Annotated in this window: 22 protein-coding genes; 15 read left to right on the top strand and 7 right to left on the bottom strand. The window is 61.1% G+C overall.

What is annotated here, in order from left to right:
* Entirely contained in the window at positions 1-399 is a 399-nt protein-coding gene (locus tag ACP7E0_RS13905; RefSeq protein ID WP_426125613.1) for a hypothetical protein, read from the top strand.
* 36 nt (positions 400-435) lie between these two features.
* Here ACP7E0_RS13905 and ACP7E0_RS13900 read toward each other — a convergent pair whose 3' ends face one another.
* Both ACP7E0_RS13900 and ACP7E0_RS13895 read right to left on the bottom strand, forming a co-directional pair.
* Positions 436-1,023 carry a hypothetical protein gene (locus ACP7E0_RS13900; RefSeq protein WP_426125612.1) on the bottom strand — a complete coding sequence of 196 codons (588 nt, stop codon included), beginning with the start codon at positions 1,021-1,023 and terminating at the stop codon, positions 436-438.
* A gap of 98 nt (positions 1,024-1,121) precedes the next feature.
* Complete coding sequence (locus tag ACP7E0_RS13895; RefSeq protein ID WP_426125611.1) at positions 1,122-1,502, bottom strand: acyl-CoA thioesterase; 381 nt, start codon at positions 1,500-1,502, stop codon at positions 1,122-1,124.
* 204 nt (positions 1,503-1,706) lie between these two features.
* Here ACP7E0_RS13895 and ACP7E0_RS13890 point away from each other — a divergent pair, with 204 nt between their 5' ends.
* From ACP7E0_RS13890 to ACP7E0_RS13865, 6 genes are all read left to right on the top strand, one after another.
* The gene (locus ACP7E0_RS13890) at positions 1,707-3,521 is read left to right on the top strand and encodes a methyl-accepting chemotaxis protein (RefSeq protein WP_426125610.1); all 1,815 of its coding nucleotides are present in this window, start codon (positions 1,707-1,709) and stop codon (positions 3,519-3,521) included.
* 244 nt (positions 3,522-3,765) lie between these two features.
* Positions 3,766-4,353, top strand: a complete 588-nt coding sequence (locus ACP7E0_RS13885) for a Kazal-type serine protease inhibitor domain-containing protein (RefSeq protein WP_426125609.1) — start codon at positions 3,766-3,768, stop codon at positions 4,351-4,353.
* A gap of 79 nt (positions 4,354-4,432) precedes the next feature.
* On the top strand, positions 4,433-5,236 hold the full coding sequence (locus ACP7E0_RS13880) for an endonuclease/exonuclease/phosphatase family protein (protein ID WP_426125643.1): 804 nt from the start codon (positions 4,433-4,435) through the stop codon (positions 5,234-5,236).
* Positions 5,237-5,261: 25 nt separating this feature from the next.
* Entirely contained in the window at positions 5,262-5,729 is a 468-nt protein-coding gene (locus ACP7E0_RS13875; protein WP_426125642.1) for a DUF488 family protein, read from the top strand.
* A gap of 215 nt (positions 5,730-5,944) precedes the next feature.
* Positions 5,945-7,240 (top strand): extensin family protein, encoded by a 1,296-nt coding sequence (locus tag ACP7E0_RS13870; protein WP_426125608.1) that lies wholly within the window; start codon positions 5,945-5,947, stop codon positions 7,238-7,240.
* A 108-nt stretch (positions 7,241-7,348) separates the two neighbouring features.
* Positions 7,349-7,735: a GFA family protein gene (locus tag ACP7E0_RS13865; protein WP_426125607.1), complete on the top strand. Its 387-nt coding sequence runs from the start codon at positions 7,349-7,351 to the stop codon at positions 7,733-7,735.
* A 68-nt stretch (positions 7,736-7,803) separates the two neighbouring features.
* On the opposite strand, the gene ACP7E0_RS13860 is transcribed toward ACP7E0_RS13865, so the two are convergent.
* On the bottom strand, positions 7,804-8,235 hold the full coding sequence (locus tag ACP7E0_RS13860) for a winged helix-turn-helix transcriptional regulator (protein WP_426125606.1): 432 nt from the start codon (positions 8,233-8,235) through the stop codon (positions 7,804-7,806).
* Positions 8,236-8,396: 161 nt separating this feature from the next.
* Between ACP7E0_RS13860 and ACP7E0_RS13855 the strand changes: the two genes are divergently transcribed.
* From ACP7E0_RS13855 to ACP7E0_RS13845, 3 genes are all read left to right on the top strand, one after another.
* Positions 8,397-9,398: an NADP-dependent oxidoreductase gene (locus tag ACP7E0_RS13855; RefSeq protein WP_426125605.1), complete on the top strand. Its 1,002-nt coding sequence runs from the start codon at positions 8,397-8,399 to the stop codon at positions 9,396-9,398.
* A 368-nt stretch (positions 9,399-9,766) separates the two neighbouring features.
* Positions 9,767-10,693 carry an ATP-binding cassette domain-containing protein gene (locus ACP7E0_RS13850; RefSeq protein WP_426125604.1) on the top strand — a complete coding sequence of 309 codons (927 nt, stop codon included), beginning with the start codon at positions 9,767-9,769 and terminating at the stop codon, positions 10,691-10,693.
* Positions 10,690-11,451: an ABC transporter permease gene (locus ACP7E0_RS13845; RefSeq protein ID WP_426125603.1), complete on the top strand. Its 762-nt coding sequence runs from the start codon at positions 10,690-10,692 to the stop codon at positions 11,449-11,451. The genes ACP7E0_RS13850 and ACP7E0_RS13845 overlap by 4 nt, the downstream gene beginning before the upstream one ends.
* A gap of 24 nt (positions 11,452-11,475) precedes the next feature.
* Here the strand turns inward: ACP7E0_RS13845 and ACP7E0_RS13840 are convergent, their stop codons facing one another.
* The 4 genes from ACP7E0_RS13840 to ACP7E0_RS13825 are packed head-to-tail and all read right to left on the bottom strand — an operon-like array spanning position 11,476 to position 13,681.
* Positions 11,476-11,898 carry a hypothetical protein gene (locus ACP7E0_RS13840; protein ID WP_426125602.1) on the bottom strand — a complete coding sequence of 141 codons (423 nt, stop codon included), beginning with the start codon at positions 11,896-11,898 and terminating at the stop codon, positions 11,476-11,478.
* A gap of 22 nt (positions 11,899-11,920) precedes the next feature.
* The gene (locus tag ACP7E0_RS13835) at positions 11,921-12,622 is read right to left on the bottom strand and encodes a TIGR02281 family clan AA aspartic protease (protein ID WP_426125601.1); all 702 of its coding nucleotides are present in this window, start codon (positions 12,620-12,622) and stop codon (positions 11,921-11,923) included.
* Positions 12,619-12,843, bottom strand: coding sequence for a DUF1289 domain-containing protein (locus ACP7E0_RS13830; RefSeq protein ID WP_426125600.1), 225 nt, complete (start codon positions 12,841-12,843; stop codon positions 12,619-12,621). The genes ACP7E0_RS13835 and ACP7E0_RS13830 overlap by 4 nt, the downstream gene beginning before the upstream one ends.
* Positions 12,844-12,892: 49 nt before the next feature.
* Positions 12,893-13,681, bottom strand: coding sequence for an adenosylcobinamide-GDP ribazoletransferase (locus tag ACP7E0_RS13825; protein WP_426125599.1), 789 nt, complete (start codon positions 13,679-13,681; stop codon positions 12,893-12,895).
* A 176-nt stretch (positions 13,682-13,857) separates the two neighbouring features.
* On the opposite strand from ACP7E0_RS13825, the gene cobT reads away from it, so the two are divergent.
* The 5 genes from cobT to ACP7E0_RS13800 all read left to right on the top strand — a co-directional run bounded on the left by cobT (position 13,858) and on the right by ACP7E0_RS13800 (position 19,508).
* Positions 13,858-14,874: a nicotinate-nucleotide--dimethylbenzimidazole phosphoribosyltransferase gene (cobT, locus tag ACP7E0_RS13820; RefSeq protein ID WP_426125598.1), complete on the top strand. Its 1,017-nt coding sequence runs from the start codon at positions 13,858-13,860 to the stop codon at positions 14,872-14,874.
* Positions 14,875-15,138: 264 nt separating this feature from the next.
* Positions 15,139-15,555: a diacylglycerol kinase gene (locus ACP7E0_RS13815; protein ID WP_426125597.1), complete on the top strand. Its 417-nt coding sequence runs from the start codon at positions 15,139-15,141 to the stop codon at positions 15,553-15,555.
* Between the two features lie 162 nt (positions 15,556-15,717).
* A complete protein-coding gene (locus ACP7E0_RS13810; RefSeq protein ID WP_426125596.1) occupies positions 15,718-16,737 on the top strand; it encodes an iron ABC transporter substrate-binding protein in 1,020 nt (339 codons plus the stop codon).
* A gap of 174 nt (positions 16,738-16,911) precedes the next feature.
* Entirely contained in the window at positions 16,912-18,453 is a 1,542-nt protein-coding gene (locus tag ACP7E0_RS13805; protein ID WP_426125641.1) for an ABC transporter permease, read from the top strand.
* Positions 18,450-19,508 carry an ABC transporter ATP-binding protein gene (locus ACP7E0_RS13800; protein ID WP_426125595.1) on the top strand — a complete coding sequence of 353 codons (1,059 nt, stop codon included), beginning with the start codon at positions 18,450-18,452 and terminating at the stop codon, positions 19,506-19,508. Before ACP7E0_RS13805 ends, ACP7E0_RS13800 begins: the two co-directional genes overlap by 4 nt.
* Positions 19,509-19,511 lie beyond the last annotated feature (3 nt).

Below are 19,511 nucleotides of genomic sequence, written 5' to 3'. Positions count from 1 at the left end.
ATGATCCCGAATACATCATCCTTTCCGGCCACGGTGACGAGAAACGGCTTCGTGCTCGGCGAGTTTATTGGCGACATAGACACCGGGATGCTCGTTGACGGCAGCCTACCCGCCGGTGCTCTGGCGGGCGCCATCAGGCTGTCGGCCAAGACAGTGATCAGCACCGCCTGCGTCACCGGAACGGATGCGTTCGGCGAGGCCTTTCTCGCCGCCGGCGCGCGCGCCTATGTTGCGCCTGCGGACTTTCCGGACGGAGCCGCTGTTCCGCTGTTCCTGCACGGTCTGTTCTATGAACTGTTGCACCGGGAGAAGACACTGGAAGAGGCGATCGAAACAGCGCAATCCTTCGACCGGGACGATGAACTGTCCTTCGTCCTGTTCAAGGCGAAAGCCGGTTAAGCCCCGCGTTCGCCTTTGCCGTCGGGCTCTCGCCGTTCACTCCAGCAGATCGAACGCCCGAAAGATCCAGACAAGCTGGTAGGTGAGCCCGGCGATCAGGAAGGTCGCGTGGAAACGGCGGTCGGCGGTGATCGCGGCGATGATGCAGAGCAGGATATAGGTTGCGTTTCGTAACGGATATTCCAGCCCATAGGATAGAAAATAGGTCTTGCCCTTGACGGCTGTGTCGATGAGATCGACGGCATAGGCCAGCGCCAGGAAGCCGAAGAACCAGGCGCGGCGTGACATGAAATAATGCTCATAGCCGCTATAGTCCTCCATCGAGGTGGGAAACAGTAGGACGCAGAGAAAGAAGAAGATGCAGCAGTAGGAAATGACGAAGAGGTAGACGCTGAAATCGATCACCGGCACGGAATGCAGCCGGTATTCCCACCACCAGAAATAGATCAGGAACAGGAACATGAAGAGCACCCAGCCGAGGTGCAGCCAGTAGATCCTGGTCTTGCCGGGATGCTGGACGAGCACCGCCAGGCCGGTCAGCAGGCGGGCCATCGAGAGACTGATGACCATGCCCATGACGACGCGGATATGCGAGAAAAGCTCCGGATCGACGGGCTGGTCCATGGCTTTGGCCTTTATGAGCGTCAGGCTTGCCTTTATCAGCGGCGGGCTTGCCTTTATCAGCGGCGGGCTTGCCTTTATCAGCGGCGGGCTTGAAAGTGTCAGGCTTCCGGGGGCACCGGCTTCGGGTGGCCGTTCTCGTCCAGCGCCACCATGACGAACAGCGCATCGGTGACCTTGTCCATCCGGTCCGACAGGTAGCGCTGCGCCCAGACCTCGACCTTCAGCGTCATCGACGTGCGGCCGACCTTGACGACATCGGTATAGATACAGAGCGTATCGCCGATCTTGACCGGCATTTCGAAGGCCATTTCCTTGACGGCGGCGGTGACGACGCGGCCGCGGGCGCGCTCGGCGGCGCGGATGCCGCAGGACAGGTCCATCTGCGCCATGACCCAGCCGCCAAAGATGTCGCCCGCCGCATTGGCATCGGCCGGCATGGCCAGCGTTCGCAGGGTGAGGTCGCCGTTCGGTTTGGACATTGTCATCGCTCTCCGTTTGGTTCGATGTAACCTGACGAGGATGGATCGGAAAAGACCCTTGCGGGAAATATCCTCAAGGCCCGGCTGGATCGGAGTGAACAGAAGGTAAATTCAGGATTATCAATTTTAGTGGTTCCTTGTTAGGAAGTTCGAAAATTCCGATCGGTATTGTGCGGCTACAAAAATCTGAGGGGATTGGGCCGTATGAAACATTTCCGTATTTCCGTGCGCCTTTATGCGCTGGTGGGGCTGACACTTTTGACCATGGCTGCCGTCATGACGCTCGGCCTGTTCCAGGAACAGGACAAGCTGGTGGCGCAGCGAAAGGCCATGCTGGAGGCGATGAACGAGAACGCGGTGAGCGTGTTCGATGCCTATTACAAGCAGGAGCAGGCCGGCACGCTTAGTCAGAAGGATGCCCAGGCCCGCGCCATCGAGGCGATCCAGGCGATGCGCTATCAGGGCAATGGCTACTTCTTCATCACCGACGTGAAGAGCACGATGATCATGCATCCGATCAAGCCGGCGCTAAATGGCACCGACCAGACGGAGAACAAGGACCCGACCGGAAAACACATCTTCGTAGAGTTTGCCAAGAAGGTTTCCGCTGAAGGCAAGGGTTTCGTCGACTACTATTGGCCAAAGCCCGGTGCCGAAGAGCCTGTGCTGAAATATTCGCATGTAGCCGGATTTGCGCCTTGGGGCTGGATCGTCGGCACCGGCGTTTATGCCGACGACCTTGCCGCGATGTTCCGTGAAGGCCTAATCCAGGTCGCTGTCATCTGCGGTCTCGCCGCGCTGGTCATTCTGCTTGCCGCCTTCTCGATCGTTCGCAGCGTCGTCGGGCCGATCGAGCGGCTGAAAGCCTCGATGCGGACGATTGCCGACGAGGATGTGTCGGCCGAAGTTCCGGAAACCGACCGCAAGGACGAGATCGGCCAGATGGCCGGCGTGCTGGTGGTGCTGCGGGATTCCGTCAAGGAGCGCATCGGCCTGCGGCAGCGCGAAGCCGAGCAGCAGAGCCTCATCGACGACGAGCGGCGCAGCAACGAACATCGGGCCCAGTCCGACGCGCAGACGCAGGCCGATGCTATGGGCGCGATCGGCAGCGCGCTGGAAAAACTGGCAGGTGGTGACCTGACGGCGGAAATCGTCCGGATCGCCCCGGAATATTCCAAGCTGCGCGAGGATTTCAACACGGCTGTCACGGCACTGCGCGGCGTCATCCAGTCGATCGCGCATTCGACCGAGGTCGTCTATGAAAGTGCCGGCGATATTTCGGAGGCCGCCAACAATCTGTCGCGCCGCACCGAACAGCAGGCAGCAGCACTTGAAGAGACGGCTGCAGCGCTGGACGAGATCACCTCGACGGTCAAAAGCGCATCCGACCGCGCTGCCGAGGCTCGCGAAATGGTCAACGAGACCAAGGGCAGCGCTGCCAAGTCCGGCGATATCGTCCGCAACGCGATTGCCGCGATGACACGCATCGAAGGCTCCTCCACCAAGATCAGCCAGATCATTGGCGTCATCGACGAGATCGCCTTCCAGACTAATCTTCTGGCGCTGAATGCCGGCGTCGAGGCAGCCAGGGCAGGCGAGGCCGGTCGTGGCTTTGCCGTCGTCGCGCAGGAAGTGCGCGAACTGGCGCAGCGTTCGGCCGGTGCCGCCAAGGAGATCAAGGAATTGATCCGCAACTCCGCCACCGAAGTCGAGACCGGCGTGACGCTGGTGCGTTCGACCGGCGAGGCGCTGACCGAAATCGAAAGCCTGGTCAACCGGGTCAACGAACATGTTGCCTCGATCGCCACAGCGGCCCGCGAGCAGGCAACCGGGCTTGCCGAGGTCAACACGGCCGTCAACAGCATGGACCAGATGACCCAGCAGAATGCCGCCATGGTCGAGGAGACGACAGCCGCCAGCCAGACGTTGGCGCAGGAGAGCCGAGAGCTGAAGAGCCTGCTGCAGACCTTCCGCCTTTCACCCGACAACAGACAGGGCAGCTACAGCCGCGCTGCCTGATCCAATCCAAAAAGACGGAAATGCCGATTGCCCGCGTTCGAAAGGACGCGGGCTTTTTCTTGTGTCTTGACTGGTTGTTATGCGTAGCCCGGCACCATCACCGGTTTTGGGTGCTCAGGCAGCTTGTTTGATCGATGCGCTTGACCCGAACGGATTTCCCATGAGAATGAGGCCGTGATTCAAGGGGTTACAGTGTCCTGTCGTATCGACCGGGACATGTGACCCCACAAGGGGGGAACCAGAAATGACGCTGTTTCAACGTGTTGTGATCCGTATTGCCGCGCTGATGGCGCTTGGAGTGCTCTCCGCATGCACCGTTGTGGTCGATGAGCCCGGCGGACGGCCTTATCCCCGGCCGGAACCGTCGAACCCGCAAATGTGCACGATGCAATATGATCCGGTCTGCGGTGAGCGAGGCAACAACCGCCGGACCTTCGGGAATGCCTGCCAGGCGCGGGCGGAAGGATACCGGATCTCCGGCCGTGGCGAATGCCGTCCGCAAAGGCCGGATTTCGGCGACGACCGGCCGCAGGTCTGCACCCGCGAATATGCACCGGTCTGCGCCCGTCAGGGACGCCGCGAACAGACGTTTTCGAATGGCTGCATGGCCGAGGCGGAAGGGTTTCGCGTGATTGGCCGTGGCGAATGCGAGCGCGGAAACGACAGGCCCGGCGATGACTCGGGCATGCGCCCGCCGCGCGAGCCACAGATGTGCACGAACGAATATGCGCCGGTCTGTGCCCGTCAAGGCCGGCGGGAGCAGACGTTCCCGAATGGCTGCACAGCGCAGGCCCAAGGGTTCCAGGTCATCGGTAACGGTGAGTGCCGCTGAATTGAGCGCAATAGGCAAGCGAACTGTTCCGGCTGGGACAGTTTGCTTGCGTCCATGACTTTGGAGTGAATGGATCGTGCTGCGGATCGTTTCCTTGAACGCCTGGGGCGGAAGCCTCCATGCACCGCTGATGGACTATCTGGTCGATGTGGATGCCGACGTGATCTGCCTGCAGGAGGTGGCTCGCACGCCTTCGTCTGCGCAGGATTGGTTGACCTATCGGGACCATGGCGTCGCGTTGCAGCAACGCGCCAACCTGTTCGACGAAATCCGTGCAGTTCTGCCGGGACACGATGGTTTCTTCGCACCGACGGCGCGGGGGGATTTGTTCGATGGCGACAGGGCGGTACCCTCCGAATTCGGGCTGGCGACCTTCGTGCGCACGTCGCTGACTGTCACCGCGCAGGCGCAGGACTTCGTGCATGGCGCGTTTTCGCCTGACGGATGGGGGCCGCATCCGCGCGCCCGCAACGCCCACTGCCTGCGCCTGTTCAACCACGAGGACGGGTTTTCGATCACCATCGCGCAGATGCATGGTCTGCGGGACATCGCCGGCAAGGGCGATACGCCAGCGCGCGATGCGCAGACACAGGCGCTGATCGAACTGATCGGGCGGGTATGGCGCAACGACGAGCGGCTGGTGGTCTGCGGCGATTTCAACGTCCTGCCGGACAGCCGCATGTTCGGGGCTTTGCGGGAGCTTGGCTTGACGGACCTGATCACATCGCGCGGGCATACCGACACACGCACCTCCTATTATGAAAAGCCCGGCCGGTTTGCCGACTACCTGCTGGCGACGCCCGACGTCGAGGTGATCCGCTTCGATGCAGTCGCTGAGCCAGAGGTTTCCGACCATCGCGCCTTGCTTTTGGAGATGCGCTAGGACCAGGAGCAGGGCTGAATTGGAAATGCAAAAGGGGGAACTGCTGCTGATGCAAATCGATGTCACCACGATCGGGTTCACCCAAACCACTGCGGCAGATTTCTTCGGCCGGATCCGGCAGGCCGGCGTCAAGCGGGTTGTCGATATCCGGCTGCACAACAGCTCGCAGCTTGCCGGTTTCGCCAAGGCCACCGACCTGCCGTATTTCCTGAAAGAGCTTTGCGGCGTGAATTATGTGCATCAGCCGTTGCTGGCGCCGACGGAGGAGATACTGACGTCTTTCAAGAAAGAGAAGGGCGACTGGAACACACTGCGCCACCGGTTCGTGAGCCTGATGGCTGAACGGCAGATCGAAACGCGGCTCGACCCTTTATCGTTTGCCGGTAGCTGCCTGCTCTGTTCGGAAGCGCAGCCGCATCACTGCCATCGTCAGCTCGTCTGCGACTATCTCGATGGGAAATGGGGCGGCAAGCTCAGCGTCCGGCATCTCTGAGAGGGCGGCGTTTCCGCATTGCCGGCGGCTATGCCCATAACCGGTGATGCCTTCGAAAGCCTTCGTTTACCCTGTTTGCATAAAATCCGCTTCAGTTGCGGTCTTTTTCATTCTGCGCCTGCCTTTCGACACAGGCGGCCCGCAGGTTTTTCGCAGGGACCGGGCGGGTGCGATGGTGCGTTTCGAGGCATCGTCACGGTAGAGGCGGCAAGAGTATGGCGTATGTTTCCCTTTTCCGGCGGCCGGTGGCGGTTTTCGTACTGTCGTTGTCGCTGGCCGCCTGTTCGACGGATGATCTCACTCCGCCGGGCCGGATCGATCAGTCCGCACGGGTGAGTGCCATCGAACCGGTGAACCGCCATGCGCGTGGCTCGCGGGAAAACCCCTATCCGGCAGCCAATACGCCGGTCAGCACCTTCTCTGAAAATTCCGACGATGCCGTCCCTGCCGACCCGCGCCTGCAGGCGTCCGGCCGTCGGCTGCCGATGATCGACAGCGAGCCGGCGCAGCAGCAGCCGCTTGCCGTTGCCGGTGCGCAGTCGATGACCGTGCCGGCCGAAGGCGTCAACATGGATGCGATGATGGGTGTCGAAACCGGCTCGACGCCGGTTGTCGGCCTGGCTGAGGAGCAGAACCGCGATTACGGCCGGGGCAATCAGATCGCCGAGGGCAATGCCAGCCAGCCGGTGGTGGGTGGTATAGGAGGTGACAGCGTCCAGCAGTTGGGCGGGCCACAGGCCATGCAGGTGGCATCAGCCGATCCGGGCTACGATCCGGACCTGCCGCCGCTCAACGCGGAAAAGCAGGCCGCCGAGGAGGCACGCAAGACGCAGTTCCTTGACCAGCAGCAGCGCGTGATGCTGCGCAAGAGCCATGCCGGGGAGGAGCAACAGGTGGCGTTCCTGCCGCGTGCCGGAAATCCGCTGTCTGAAACCGAGGCTGATTTCACCGGGCAGATGCCGGCCTCCGAAGTCGCCTGCCGCCAGCGGCTGAGGAAAATGCGGGTGGAATTCACCGATATTCCGCGCATTTCCAACGGCAGGGCCTGCGGCATCGACTATCCGATCCAGCTCACCGGTCTTTCCGGCGGTATCGATATCAAGCCTGCCGTCAAGCTCAACTGCGAGGTGACGGAAGCCTTTGCCAAGTGGGTGAAAAACGAACTCGCACCGTCGGCCCGCTACCGCTATCTGTCCGGTATCAAGACGATCAAGCCGCTCGGCGGCTATTCCTGCCGGACGATGAATTCCAAGCGCGGCAATCCAATGTCGGAGCATGCCCACGGCAACGCCATCGATGTCGGCAAGTTCGTGCTGAAGTCCGGCAAGGAGATCGACGTGCGCAAGCCGGGCTTCTTCGCCTTCCGCGAAAAGGGCCTGCTGAAGGCGGTGCGCAGCGACAGCTGCAAGTATTTCAACACCGTGCTTGGTCCCGGCAGCGATCCGCAGCACAAGGATCATTTCCATTTCGACCTCAGAGAACGCAAGTCTGGCTACCGGCACTGTGATTGAGTTGAGGGGATGCCCGGACAAGGTTACTGGGCGTGCTGCAATCTGCTTGCTATGCTGAGTTGAAAAAATACTATTGCGGCTTCGCGTGTAAAAACAGAAGGATTCGCAATGGAAGCCAAGACATATCTCGGCGGCTGCCTGTGCGGAAATATCCGCTTCAGGGCAACGGGCACACCCGGTAATCCGCACACCTGCTCCTGCGAAAACTGCCAAAGGCATTCCGGCGCACAGACGCTCTGCTGGGTGGAGTTTTCACGCGATGCCGTCGAGTGGACCGGCGAGGGCGGAATGCCGGCGGTCTATCGTTCGTCCGATTATTCCAGCCGTTCCTTCTGCCCTAAATGCGGCAGTACCTTGGGTGCAGTCGACGATGAACCGGTCATTGCACTGGTCACCGGCAGTTTCGATGCGCAGGATGCGGCCGAGCTGATCCCGGTCTCGCATTCGTTTGAGGATGCCTGCCCGAGCTGGTGGAAGATCCCGGTTGCGGGGTAGGCCCAGCGCTCGGCGGCGGTGTCAGGCTCTGCGCGCAAACGCGCGACACATCGATCCGACAGGGCGGCTCATTCCGGTGCGGCGACACGAATGGGCCGTGTTCCGACCGGAGCACCGGTGACGCGGTCGATGGTCACCGCATCGATCTCTGTTCCGGTTTCGGCGTCGAAGAAACGGGTCACATAGCCGCCGCCGCGATGCTTGCGTCCCCAGGCGCCGATGGCAAACAGCACCGGCAGAAAGTCACGTCCGGCTTGCGTCAGTACATATTCGTCGCGTGGCGGACGCTCGCAGTAGCGGCGTTTCTCCAGCAGTCCCTCGTCGGTCAGGGCTGAGAGCCGCGCCGTCAGCATCGTCGGGGCGATGGCAAGACTCTTGCGGAATTCGTCGAACCGGGTCAGCCCGGCATGGGCGTCGCGCAGGATCAGCATGCTCCACGCATCGCCGACAAGAGCGAGGCTGCGGGCGATCAGGCAGGGTTGGTGCGACAGATTCTTCATGTTCGTATCTTTTTGATAGTGACTTGCTACTGATTTAATAGTAACTGATTGTTGATCGATATTCCATGATATTCGTCAAGAGCTTGCGCAAGCAGTTCCGCTTGCCGGCCTGACGGCACTTTTGGCGCGGCTGGCACACCCTGACAACGAAAGTTAACCTGATGAAATCATTTCTCATCGATCGTTATGCAAAAGGCGGCGCCCTGCGGCTCGGCGAAATTCCTTTGCCCGTGTTGAAGGACAACGACGTCATGGTGGAAATCCATGCCGCCGGAGTGAACCCCTTGGACAGCAAAATCAGGGACGGAGAGTTCAAGATCATCCTGCCTTACCGCCTCCCGCTGATACTGGGCAACGACGTGGCGGGCGTCGTGGTCCGCGTCGGGGCGAATGTCCGGCAGTTCAAGCGCGGTGATGAGGTCTACGCGCGTCCGGCCCAGGATCGCATCGGGACGTTTGCCGAATATATCGCCATCGACGCGGCTGATGTCGCCTTGAAGCCTGCCAACCTGACCATGGAAGAGGCCGCGTCCATTCCGCTCGCCGCCCTGACGGCATGGCAGGCGCTGGTCGAGCGGGCCACTGTGCAAAAGGGACAGAAGGTGCTGATCCATGCCGGCTCGGGCGGCGTGGGCACGGTCGCGATCCAGCTGGCCAAGCATCTCGGCGCCCATGTGGCGACAACCACCAGCACGGCCAATATCGATCTGGTCAAAAGTCTCGGTGCAGACGTTGCCATCGACTACAAGAAGGACGACTTCGAAATGGTGCTGCGGGGCTACGACGTCGTGCTGAACAGCCTTGGCAAGGACACGCTGGAGAAATCACTTGCCGTGCTGAAACCCGGCGGCAGGCTGATCTCGATTTCCGGTCCGCCGGATGCGGATTTCGCAAGGGAGAACGGGTCCGGCTGGTTGCTGCAACAGGTCATGCGCCTGCTGAGCTTCGGCATCCGGAAAAAAGCCAAACGGCGGGGGATCCACTATACCTTCCTGTTCATGAGGGCCGATGGCGGGCAGCTCGCAAAGATCACCGCGCTGATCGAGGCCGGCGTCATACGTCCGGTGGTGGACCGGGTGTTCCCCTTCGAGAAGACCAACGAGGCACTGGCCCATGTTGAAACGGGCCGTGCGAAGGGCAAAGTTGTCATCGCTGTGAAGTGATTCCTGTGCGGCGAACGTCAGCAACAGGCCCGGCGGGTGTTCACAAAAAAAATGGCCGGTGAGAACCGGCCTAAAACGAACCTTGCCGGAGAGGGGACTGCCGGCGGGTTCTTGCAAATCACGTGCGTCTGTGTCCCACGGCGCGAAAATGGCCTAACACCGTCACCGTTTGATGACAGCAGCCTTTGAAAGGCGCTGATCGTGGCGGTCATTCCAGCGGAATGACTGGGGTGGAAGCCCTGGCCGGGGCGGCTGCAGCCTCTTTCGCTGATTTGTTTTCGTCTGCTTGCGATTTGCAGCTGAAATTTTCGAAAGAACACCCCATATAGAGCATCTCCTTCCGCCTCACATTCCCCGGAACATATTTCATGGCGCCCATCGTTTCCGTTTCCAATCTGGTGAAAACCTATGCGTCCGGCTTTGAGGCGCTGAAAGATGTCAGTCTCGATATAGAGGAAGGCGAAATCCTCGCCCTTCTGGGGCCGAACGGCGCAGGCAAGACGACGCTGATCTCGATCATCTGCGGCATCGTCAATCCATCGGGCGGCACGGTGCTGGTCGGCGGCCATGACGTCGTCAAGGATTTTCGCGCCACCCGGGCGATGATCGGGCTGGTGCCGCAGGAGCTGACCACCGACCAGTTCGAGACGGTTTGGAACACAGTGTCGTTTTCGCGCGGGCTGCACGGCAAGAAGCCGAACCCGGCGCATATCGAGAAGGTTTTGAAAGACCTGTCGCTCTTCGACAAAAAGGACAACATGCTGCGCGAGCTGTCCGGCGGCATGAAGCGGCGGGTGCTGATCGCCAAGGCGCTCAGCCACGAGCCGCGCGTGCTGTTCCTCGACGAGCCGACCGCCGGCGTCGACGTCAACCTGCGCAAGGACATGTGGCAGGTGGTCGAGAAGCTGCGCGAGACCGGCGTGACGATCATCCTGACCACGCACTATATCGAAGAGGCGGAAGAGATCGCCGACCGGGTCGGCGTCATCAACGGCGGCAAGATCCTGTTGATCGAGGACAAGAAAGACCTGATGAAGAAGCTCGGCCGCAAGGAATTGCGCGTCGATCTTCAGGATCCCATTTCGAGCCTGCCCGAGGCACTTTCCTCTTACGATCTGACGATCGAAGACGGCGGTCATTCGCTGATCTACGACTACAATACGGCCGGCGAACGCACGGGCATCACCACGCTGCTGACGGCGCTGGCCGAGGCCGGGATCAGGCTCAAGGACATCTCGACGCGGCAGAGCTCGCTCGAGGACATTTTCGTCGAACTGGTGGGAGCAAAGGCATGAACCTCGAAGCGGTCAAGTCGATCTATTTCTTCGAGATGGCGCGTACGCGCCGAACGCTCCTGCAGAGCGTCGTCTCGCCTGTGATCTCCACCTCGCTTTATTTCATCGTCTTCGGCGCCGCTGTCGGCTCTCGCATCCAGGAGATCGACGGGGTTTCCTATGGCGCCTTCATCACGCCGGGGCTGATCATGCTGACATTGCTGACGCAGTGCATCGGCAACGGCTCGTTCGGCATCTATTTCCCGAAATTCACCGGTACGATCTACGAACTTCTGTCCTCGCCGGTATCGATGAGCGAGATCGTGCTCGGCTATGTCGGTGCGGCGGCGACCAAGGGCATGATGATCGGCATCATCATCCTAGGGACGGCCTCGCTGTTCGTCGATCTATCGATCGCCCACCCCTTCGTAATGCTGCTGTTCTTCGTGCTGACGGCCATCACCTTCAGCCTGTTCGGTTTCATCATCGGCATCTGGGCCAAGGACTTCGAGCAGTTGAACCTGATCCCGATGCTGGTCATCCCGCCGCTGGTTTTTCTCGGCGGCAGCTTCTACTCGGTCAACATGCTGCCGCCCTTCTGGCAGGCGGTCAGCCATTTCAACCCGGTGCTCTACCTGATCAGCGGCTTCCGCTGGAGCTTCTTCGAGATCGCCGATGTCAATCCGGTGATCAGCTTCGCGATCATCATCGTGTTTCTGGCGGTGCTGATGGGGTTGCTGACGTGGATCTTTAAGACGGGGTACCGGTTGCGGAACTGACGAGCAGTCCAATCCCTGCGGGAGCTACATCTTTATCAGAGGTTCTTCCGCAGATTGTCTTGTGAAAACGGCCTTGATCGTACCGGCGCGGCGATTGTCAATCTCAGTCAACATCACCATCTGCAGTTGTTCACCTTTCAGCACAACGGCAATATCAAAGAGCGTGCCGCTGTAGGGGCCGCCTTTTCCTTTTTGCCAACGGCCATTCCCGACCGCCCATAGAGCGTTGCCGGGTGCATCTGTCTGGACAACGGCGGACCAGCCATTGTTGGCCGCAATGGTCAGAACCGATCCATGCCGCATTATGGTGATCTTGCAGGAACTGCATTGGCCTGCATTCGAAGTCACCTGTTGCCATTCTCCTGGCAAGCCATAGTCATCTGCATAAGTGGTAGATGGTGGAAGCAGTGCGGCAGCGAAAAGCAATGATTTCAACACGCGGTTCATGCTTGGCCTCCCGCCGATTTCGTTAGTCCCTCAGGCGAAGTTCGTCCGTCTGCATCTGCAGGAAATCCAGTGTCGACAGAAAGCTCATGCCGAGCAGGCTCTGGTCGAGCTTGCCTTCTTCCGTGACCATGGCCTTGATATTCTGGCGGACGATCGGGCCGATCGAGACTTCGGCGAGCGTTACCGATGCTGCCCGGGCCTCGCCATTGGCGGTCGAGACGGTCTGGGTGAAGGCGAGGCCGGTGGGATTGAGACCGAGGAGTTCGGCATCCTCAAAGGAGAGCGCGACCCGGCTTGCACCGGTATCGACCAGCATCTGGACGGTGGCGCCATTGACCGTGACCGGCGTTTCGAAATGGCCGTTCAGCACCTTGTGCAGCACGACTTCCTGAATACCCTCATTGTCGGTGAAGACAGCGGCGCGGCCGGGAATGAGGCCCGCGACCAGCCGGTTGCCAAAGGACTGCAGGTCGTTGCGGTAGAGATAGCCTGAAACGAGGATGAGAATGATCAGCACCCAGATGCCGAACTGGCGCAGGCTCTGGCCGATGTGGCGGCGGCTTTGGACGATGCCGGTGGCAAACATCGCGGCGATAGCGCCAAGGGTGACCAGGCGGCCGAAATCATCGTTCATGATGCCGAAAGTGCGGCCGCTGTCGTGGTTGAGGATCAGAAAGACGAGGCCGACGGCGAGGATGCCCAGAAGAATGGTCAGTCTGGTCATTCGCCGCTTACCCTTTCGCGGGCCATCCGGGTTCGGCGGGTTTCGCGGCGCGGTTTGCGCTCCAGGGTTTCAAGCCGGGCGGGCAGGATTTCCATGAGGTTGCGGCGTTCTTCTGATGTGTAGAGCGTCCAGGCGCCGATCTCGTCGCGCGTGCGACCGCAACCGAAGCAAAATCCGGTTGTCATGTCGATCGAACAGACGAGGATACAGGGTGTTTCCATAGAGGCGTGACAATCCGGGCAAACAGTGGTTCAGACTTATATCGTCGTTTCAAATCGCCAGCGCAAGGGCGGCGAAAACAGCGATTTCGGTCAATTGTTGTGTGGCACCGATCGTGTCCCCGGTATGTCCGCCGATCTTGCCGTTGACGATTTCGCTGAAGGCAGGAACCGTGCCGGCAAAGGCGGCGATCGCAAGGACGGCGGCCAGCAGCGAGGCGCCCGACAAAAGCAGCAAGAACGCTGCCGACACGACGCCGAAGATCAACGCGAAAGTGACGGCAGAGGCCTGCGGTTCACCGGCAGATGCGGCAACGCCATCCTGGCGGGCAGGGGGCAGTTTCGACCAGTGCCAGACCATCGCCGTGCGGCTGAGCGCTGCTGCTGCAAGGACGAGAAGCCCGCTGCCGCTTGCCGAAACGAGCGGAATGACCGCAGCAAGCGCCGAAACCCTGAGACCGAACGACAGGATGAGGGCAACGGCGCCATAGGAGCCGATGCGGCTGTCTTTCATGATGATCAGCGCCTTTTCCTTGGTCTTGCCGCCACCGAGACCGTCTGCCGTGTCGCTGAGCCCGTCTTCATGCAGGGCGCCGGTGATCAGCGCCTGGATCGTCACCGCGACGAAGGCGGTGAACAGCGGCGAGACCTGAAGGGCGCTGAAGACCGAGACGATGGCCGCCGCCGGTAGCACGATCAACAGCCCGGCCAGCGGAAAGGCGCGTACGGCACGGCTGAGGCGGCCGTCGAAATTGACGAAATGGCGTTGCGGCATGTGGATGCGGCTGAGGAACGCCACCGAGCGTGCCGTGTCGTCGATGAAATCGCGGATATCGAACATGACAGAATTCCCCTAGGCCGATCCGCCCCCGCGAATCGGTGTTTTCAACCCGATCATGCGACGGCGACACGAACCGGCGCAAATGCCGTTGCCGGATTTGTCGCCGCGCTCTATGAGGAAGCAGTTTTTGCGGCGCCATGCTTCGCCGACGACGAGACGATACAAGGATTTTCTTCATGAGTGCCAGCGGCCTGCCGTTCGACGATTTCCGTGAATTGCTGCGTAACCTGCCAGGCCCCGACAGTGCGGCACTGGTGGCGGCGCGTGAGCGCGATGCGCAGCTGACCAAGCCGCCGGGCGCGCTTGGCCGCCTTGAGGAGATCGCTTTCTGGCTTGCCGCCTGGACGGGCAGGGCGCCAGCCGTCAACCGGCCGCTGGTGGCGATCTTTGCCGGTAACCATGGCGTGACGAAACAGGGCGTTACGCCGTTTCCGCCATCGGTGACGGCGCAGATGGTCGAGAATTTTGCAGCCGGCGGTGCTGCCATCAACCAGATCTGCGTCAGCCATGACCTTGGTCTGAAAGTGTTCGATCTGGCGCTGGAATATCCGACCGGTGATATTACCGAGGAAGCGGCTCTGTCCGAGCGTGATTGTGCAGCCACGATGGCATTTGGCATGGAAGCGGTTGCCGGCGGCACCGATCTGCTGTGCATCGGTGAGATGGGCATCGGCAATACGACGATCGCGGCGGCGATCAATCTGGCGCTCTATGGTGGGACTGCTGAAGAATGGGTAGGCCCCGGCACGGGCGCGCAGGGCGAAGTTCTGGCGCGCAAGATCGCTGCGGTCGAAAGAGCTGTGACGCTGCATCACGACCACCTGTCCGATCCATTCGAAGTGCTGCGCCGCCTTGGCGGCCGCGAGATCGCGGCGATGGCCGGTGCGATCCTTGCCGCACGCATGCAGAAGATTCCCGTTATCATCGACGGCTATGTTGCCACATCTGCGGCGGCCATCCTGAAGGCTGCCAACCCGGCAGCGCTCGATCATTGCCTGATTGGCCATGTCTCGGCAGAGCCCGGCCATATGAAGGCGATCGAGATGCTCGGCAAGACGCCGCTTCTGGCGCTCGGCATGCGGCTTGGCGAAGGTACCGGGGCAGCCCTTGCTGCCGGCATCGTCAAGGCGGCGGCGGCCTGCCATTCCGGCATGGCGACGTTTGCGCAGGCCGGTGTCAGCAACAAGAGCTGACAGCGGTTTCCATGCTGCGATCCGCAGGCCGCTTTTGGCCGTCCTATCGCCGGGCCAAGGCTGATCTGCGGCGGATACTGTAAATTGCGGGCATTGCCAGCCCCGGACCCTGCTGCGGGGGCTTGATAGCCCCCGGCTTCTCACCTATTCGGGAGCGGCGATCCTTCCGATCGTCTCAGCCCGTATCGCCCGTATTCACGGCGCATTCAGGCTGATGTCAGTATCGCGTGTTCCTTGCGGCATTTTGCAGAGCGCGGAGCGAACATGTATCTGAACGAGGACTATCGTCGAATGGCCAGCGAGAAGCCGGTAAAAAAGCTGACGGGTATCCGGCATTTCTTTGCGGCCGCGACCTATTCCTTCGGCGGCGCCAAGCGGTTGCTCGGCGAGGCGGCCTTCCGCCATGAGCTGGGCGCCTTCGCCGTGGCGATGATCGCGTTTGCCATTTCCGGCGCGACCTTTTTCCAATATGTCGCGGCATTCGTGCTTTTCCTGCTGATGATCGCGTTTGAGGCGCTGAACACGGCGATCGAGGAAATTGTCGATCGCGTTTCGCCGGAAATTTCCGAAATGGGCAAGAATGCCAAGGATCTGGGCTCGCTCGCCTGCCTGTGCCTGATCCTCGCCAATGGCGGATACGTCGCCTATGTGGTGGTGTTTTCCCATCTTTTCGGCATTTGAGGGCTCGATCGGTGCATCGCGATTTTATTCCCTCTGCTGCAGTCAAATTTAATTGAGCTGTTTCTTTCTGTCCTGGTGCTAATCAAAGTTGACGCGAAACATCAGGATTATATACCGGGGCCGCCGGACAAGATGGTCCGCAAAAAACTCGGAGAGGTTTCCATGACAATTTCCTTCTTAGGTTCAGCAGGTGCTTTGGCGCTCGCGGCCCTTTTCGCCAGCACCGGCGCGACCGTTGCCTTGGCTCAGGAAGATATAGGCATCGTCGTCTACAACGCCCAGCACGAAAGCCTTGGTGTCGCCTGGGCCGAAGCCTTTACCAAGGAAACCGGTATCAAGGTGACGCTGCGCAAGGGCGGCGACATGGAATTTGCCAACCAGATCGTCCAGGAAGGGGCCGCATCGCCGGCCGACGTGTTCCTGACGGAAAATTCGCCGGCCATGTCGCTGGTCGATGGTGCGGGGCTGTTTGAGCCGGTTGCTACCGAGACGCTGGCGCAGGTGCCTGAAAACTTCCGCCCGTCAAACGGCCACTGGATCGGCGTTGCTGCGCGCTCGACCGTGTTTGCCTATGACAAGACCAAGCTGACCGAAGACAAGCTGCCGAAGTCGATGCTGGATCTTGCCGACCCGAGCTGGAAGGGCCGCTGGGCCGCATCCCCGTCGGGTGCCGACTTCCAGGCAATCGTCAGCGCGCTCTTGTCGCTGAAGGGCGAGGAAGCAACGGCGTCCTGGCTGAAGGCGATGAAGGAGAACTTTACCGCCTACAAGGGCAATTCGACGGCGATGAAGGCCGTCAATGCCGGGGAAGTCGAAGGTGCGGTGATCTATCACTACTATTATTTCGGCGATCAGGCGAAGACCGGTGAAAACAGCAAGAACGTCGCGCTGCATTTCTTCAAGAACGAAGACCCCGGCGCTTTCGTCAGCATTTCCGGTGGCGGCGTGCTTGCCTCCAGCCAGCACAAGGAGAATGCCCAGAAGTTCCTAGCCTGGATCACCGGCAAGGGCGGGCAGGGCATCCTGCGTGATGGTACCTCGTTCGAATATGCCGTCGGTAACGGCGAGGCCTCCAACAAGGCACTGCCGGCTCTTTCGGATCTGCAGTACCCGAAGGTCGATCCGGCCACACTCAACAGCGCAAAAGTCACAGACCTGATGACGGACGCCGGTCTGCTGTGATAGGCAGAGCCTAAACCTGATCGGAACGCTCCGGTTAGTATCGTCATTCCGGACTACCGGTGACCTTCGCAGCCGCTTGATCAGGGCGGCTGCGAATGTCGTTTTGGTTTGAAAGCAGAGATTTTGAGCGCCACCGCGTTTCCTGCCGAGCCCGCCTCCGCCTTGCGCCGGCTGATCATCGCCGCCAAGGGACGGTCCAGGGTTCCCTATCTCTTCGTCACGATCGTTGCCGCTTTCGTGTCGCTCATCAGCCTCGTGCCGCTTGGCTTCATTGCCGGGATTTCGGTGCAGACCGGCTGGGAAACCGCCGCGAAACTGATTTTCCGGGGCCGCGTCGGCGAGTTGTTGATCAATACGGCGCTGCTTGAACTGTGCACATTGCCGATCACCATCGCGCTCTCCGTCGCACTCGCTTGGCTGACGGAGCGCACAGATCTGCCCGGCGGGCGGCTTTGGTCGCTGCTGGCGGTGGCGCCGCTTGCCGTTCCGGCCTTCGTGCACAGCTATGCCTGGATCAGCCTCGTTCCGGGGCTGCATGGTTTAACCGGCGGCGTGCTGGTTTCGGTGCTGGCCTATTTCCCGTTTCTCTATCTGCCGGTGGCGGCACAGTTGCGCCGTGTCGATCCGGCCATCGAGGATGCGGCCGCCTCGCTTGGCCTCAACCCGTGGCAGGTGTTTTTTCGCGCCGTGCTGCCGCAGTTGCGGCTGGCGATCTGTGGCGGCTCGCTGCTGGTCGGCCTGCATCTTCTCGCCGAATACGGGCTCTATGTGATGATCCGGTTCGACACGTTTTCCACCGCGATCGTCGATCAATTCCAGTCGGCCTTCAATGGCCCGGCGGCGAACATGCTGGCCGGCGTGCTGGTATCGTGCTGCCTGCTGCTTCTGGTCATCGAGGCGGTGCTGCGCGGTGGCGAGCGCTATGCGCGCGTGGGCTCCGGCGCTGCCCGCCCGGCGGACCGCCGCAGGCTTGGACGGATGGTGATTCCCGCATTGGCGCTTAATGTTTTCACAGCGGCACTGGCGATCGGCGTACCGTTCGTTACCTTGACGCGCTGGCTCTATATCGGCGGTACGGAGATTTGGCGGATCGATCTTGTCGGCGGTGCGTTCACTCAGACCGTGGTTCTCGCTATTGCCGGCGGCATTCTGGCGACGATTGCGGCAGCGCCGATGGCGTGGCTGTCGGTCCGGGCGCCAGGGCGGCTGCAGCGGATTCTGGAAGCCTGCCACTATTATGTCGGCTCGTTGCCCGGCGTCGTGGTGGCGCTGGCGCTGGTGACCATCACGGTTCGTCTGGTGCTGCCGCTCTACCAGACATTTGCCACCCTGTTCCTCGCCTATATCATGCTGTTTCTGCCGCGGGCCATGGTCGGGTTGCGCACCAGCATCGCGCAGGCGCCGGTGGAACTTGAGCGGGCCGCCATGGCGCTTGGCCGCACACCATTTCAGGCGGTGCGCCAAACGACGATGCGGCTGGCAGCACCCGGCATTGCAGCAAGCACGGCGCTGGTGGCGCTCGGCATTACCAATGAACTGACGGCAACCCTGATGCTGTCGCCGACCGGCGTTGAAACGCTGGCGACGAAATTCTGGTCGCTGACCAGCGAGATCGACTACGTGGCGGCGGCTCCCTATGCGGTGATGATGGTGTTGTTGTCGCTGCCGCTGACCTTCCTGCTTTACGTGCAATCCAGACGGGCAACCGGACAATGACGTTTCTGACACTCGATGCCATCAGCAAATCCTACGGCCCGACGGTGGCGCTCGACGCCATCGACATGAGCATTGCGGCGGGCGGGCGCACGGCGATCGTCGGGCCTTCCGGGTCCGGCAAGACGACGCTGCTGCGCATCATCGCCGGCTTCGAGACGCCCGACAGCGGTTCGCTGGTGCTGGACGGAAAGATGCTTGCAGGTCCCGGCATGCTTGTTCCGGCGCACCGGCGCGGCATCGGCATCGTCTCGCAGGATGGCGCGCTGTTTCCGCATCTGACCGTCGCCGACAACATCGGTTTTGGATTGGCCAAGAATGCACCCGGCCGCAGCCAGCGAATCGCCGAGTTGATGGAGATGGTCGAACTTGACAAGGTCATGGCGACACGGCGCCCACACCAGCTTTCCGGCGGCCAGCAGCAGCGGGTGGCGCTCGCCCGGGCGCTGGCTCTCAAACCACGGCTGATGCTGTTGGATGAACCATTTTCAGCGCTGGATACGGGATTGCGCGACACGCTGCGGCGGGCGGTGGCGCGCGTGCTGCGCGCAGCCGGAACGACGGCAATCCTGGTGACGCACGATCAGGCCGAAGCCTTGTCCTTTGCCGATCAGGTGGCCGTGCTGCGGCAGGGCCGGCTCGTGCAGTTCGGCTCGCCGCGTGCGCTCTACGGAAAACCGAGGGATCGCGAAACGGCGACGTTTCTGGGTGAAGCCATTCTGCTTGACGCCAGCATTGCTTCCGGGCGGGCGCAATGTGCTTTGGGGTCTCTGGTGGTAGAAGCGGGGCTCAAGGCAGGCAAGGCGACCGTCATGCTGCGCCCCGAGCAGATACGGCTCAAGACCGCTGCTGCCGGAACAAAGATCGAGGGACCGTTCGGGCGCGTCGATGATGTCGAATTCGGCGGCGGCAACTGCATGGTTCTGGTGCGCATCGATCGCAGCGACCGGGCGATGCCGGATTTCCTGTCGATCAAATGCGTCGGCGCCGACATTCCTGAGCCTGGCGATCTGGTCGGGATCAGCGTTCACGGCACAGTGCATGTTCTGCCGGAGTGAACG

It is taken from the genome of Pararhizobium sp. PWRC1-1, assembly GCF_049897905.1.
In the GTDB taxonomy this organism is placed as follows: Bacteria; Pseudomonadota; Alphaproteobacteria; order Rhizobiales; family Rhizobiaceae; genus Pararhizobium.
The sequence above is the reverse complement of the archived record's forward strand: the minus strand, read 5'-3'. Positions and strand labels throughout refer to the sequence as shown.

Bases quoted from the DNA above. Each gene is read 5' to 3' on its own strand.
- ACP7E0_RS13870 (WP_426125608.1), top strand. From the start codon at position 5,945: ATGGCGTATGTTTCCCTTTTCCGGCGGCCGGTGGCGGTTTTCGTACTG.
- ACP7E0_RS13855 (WP_426125605.1), top strand. From the start codon at position 8,397: ATGAAATCATTTCTCATCGATCGTTATGCAAAAGGCGGCGCCCTGCGG.
- ACP7E0_RS13900 (WP_426125612.1), bottom strand. From the start codon at position 1,023: ATGGACCAGCCCGTCGATCCGGAGCTTTTCTCGCATATCCGCGTCGTC.
- ACP7E0_RS13830 (WP_426125600.1), bottom strand. From the start codon at position 12,843: ATGGAAACACCCTGTATCCTCGTCTGTTCGATCGACATGACAACCGGA.
- ACP7E0_RS13815 (WP_426125597.1), top strand. From the start codon at position 15,139: ATGTATCTGAACGAGGACTATCGTCGAATGGCCAGCGAGAAGCCGGTA.
- ACP7E0_RS13905 (WP_426125613.1), top strand. From the start codon at position 1: ATGATCCCGAATACATCATCCTTTCCGGCCACGGTGACGAGAAACGGC.
- cobT (WP_426125598.1), top strand. From the start codon at position 13,858: ATGAGTGCCAGCGGCCTGCCGTTCGACGATTTCCGTGAATTGCTGCGT.
- ACP7E0_RS13895 (WP_426125611.1), bottom strand. From the start codon at position 1,502: ATGTCCAAACCGAACGGCGACCTCACCCTGCGAACGCTGGCCATGCCG.
- ACP7E0_RS13845 (WP_426125603.1), top strand. From the start codon at position 10,690: ATGAACCTCGAAGCGGTCAAGTCGATCTATTTCTTCGAGATGGCGCGT.
- ACP7E0_RS13865 (WP_426125607.1), top strand. From the start codon at position 7,349: ATGGAAGCCAAGACATATCTCGGCGGCTGCCTGTGCGGAAATATCCGC.
- ACP7E0_RS13890 (WP_426125610.1), top strand. From the start codon at position 1,707: ATGAAACATTTCCGTATTTCCGTGCGCCTTTATGCGCTGGTGGGGCTG.
- ACP7E0_RS13875 (WP_426125642.1), top strand. From the start codon at position 5,262: ATGCAAAAGGGGGAACTGCTGCTGATGCAAATCGATGTCACCACGATC.
- ACP7E0_RS13840 (WP_426125602.1), bottom strand. From the start codon at position 11,898: ATGAACCGCGTGTTGAAATCATTGCTTTTCGCTGCCGCACTGCTTCCA.
- ACP7E0_RS13835 (WP_426125601.1), bottom strand. From the start codon at position 12,622: ATGACCAGACTGACCATTCTTCTGGGCATCCTCGCCGTCGGCCTCGTC.
- ACP7E0_RS13810 (WP_426125596.1), top strand. From the start codon at position 15,718: ATGACAATTTCCTTCTTAGGTTCAGCAGGTGCTTTGGCGCTCGCGGCC.
- ACP7E0_RS13860 (WP_426125606.1), bottom strand. From the start codon at position 8,235: ATGAAGAATCTGTCGCACCAACCCTGCCTGATCGCCCGCAGCCTCGCT.
- ACP7E0_RS13850 (WP_426125604.1), top strand. From the start codon at position 9,767: ATGGCGCCCATCGTTTCCGTTTCCAATCTGGTGAAAACCTATGCGTCC.
- ACP7E0_RS13885 (WP_426125609.1), top strand. From the start codon at position 3,766: ATGACGCTGTTTCAACGTGTTGTGATCCGTATTGCCGCGCTGATGGCG.
- ACP7E0_RS13825 (WP_426125599.1), bottom strand. From the start codon at position 13,681: ATGTTCGATATCCGCGATTTCATCGACGACACGGCACGCTCGGTGGCG.
- ACP7E0_RS13800 (WP_426125595.1), top strand. From the start codon at position 18,450: ATGACGTTTCTGACACTCGATGCCATCAGCAAATCCTACGGCCCGACG.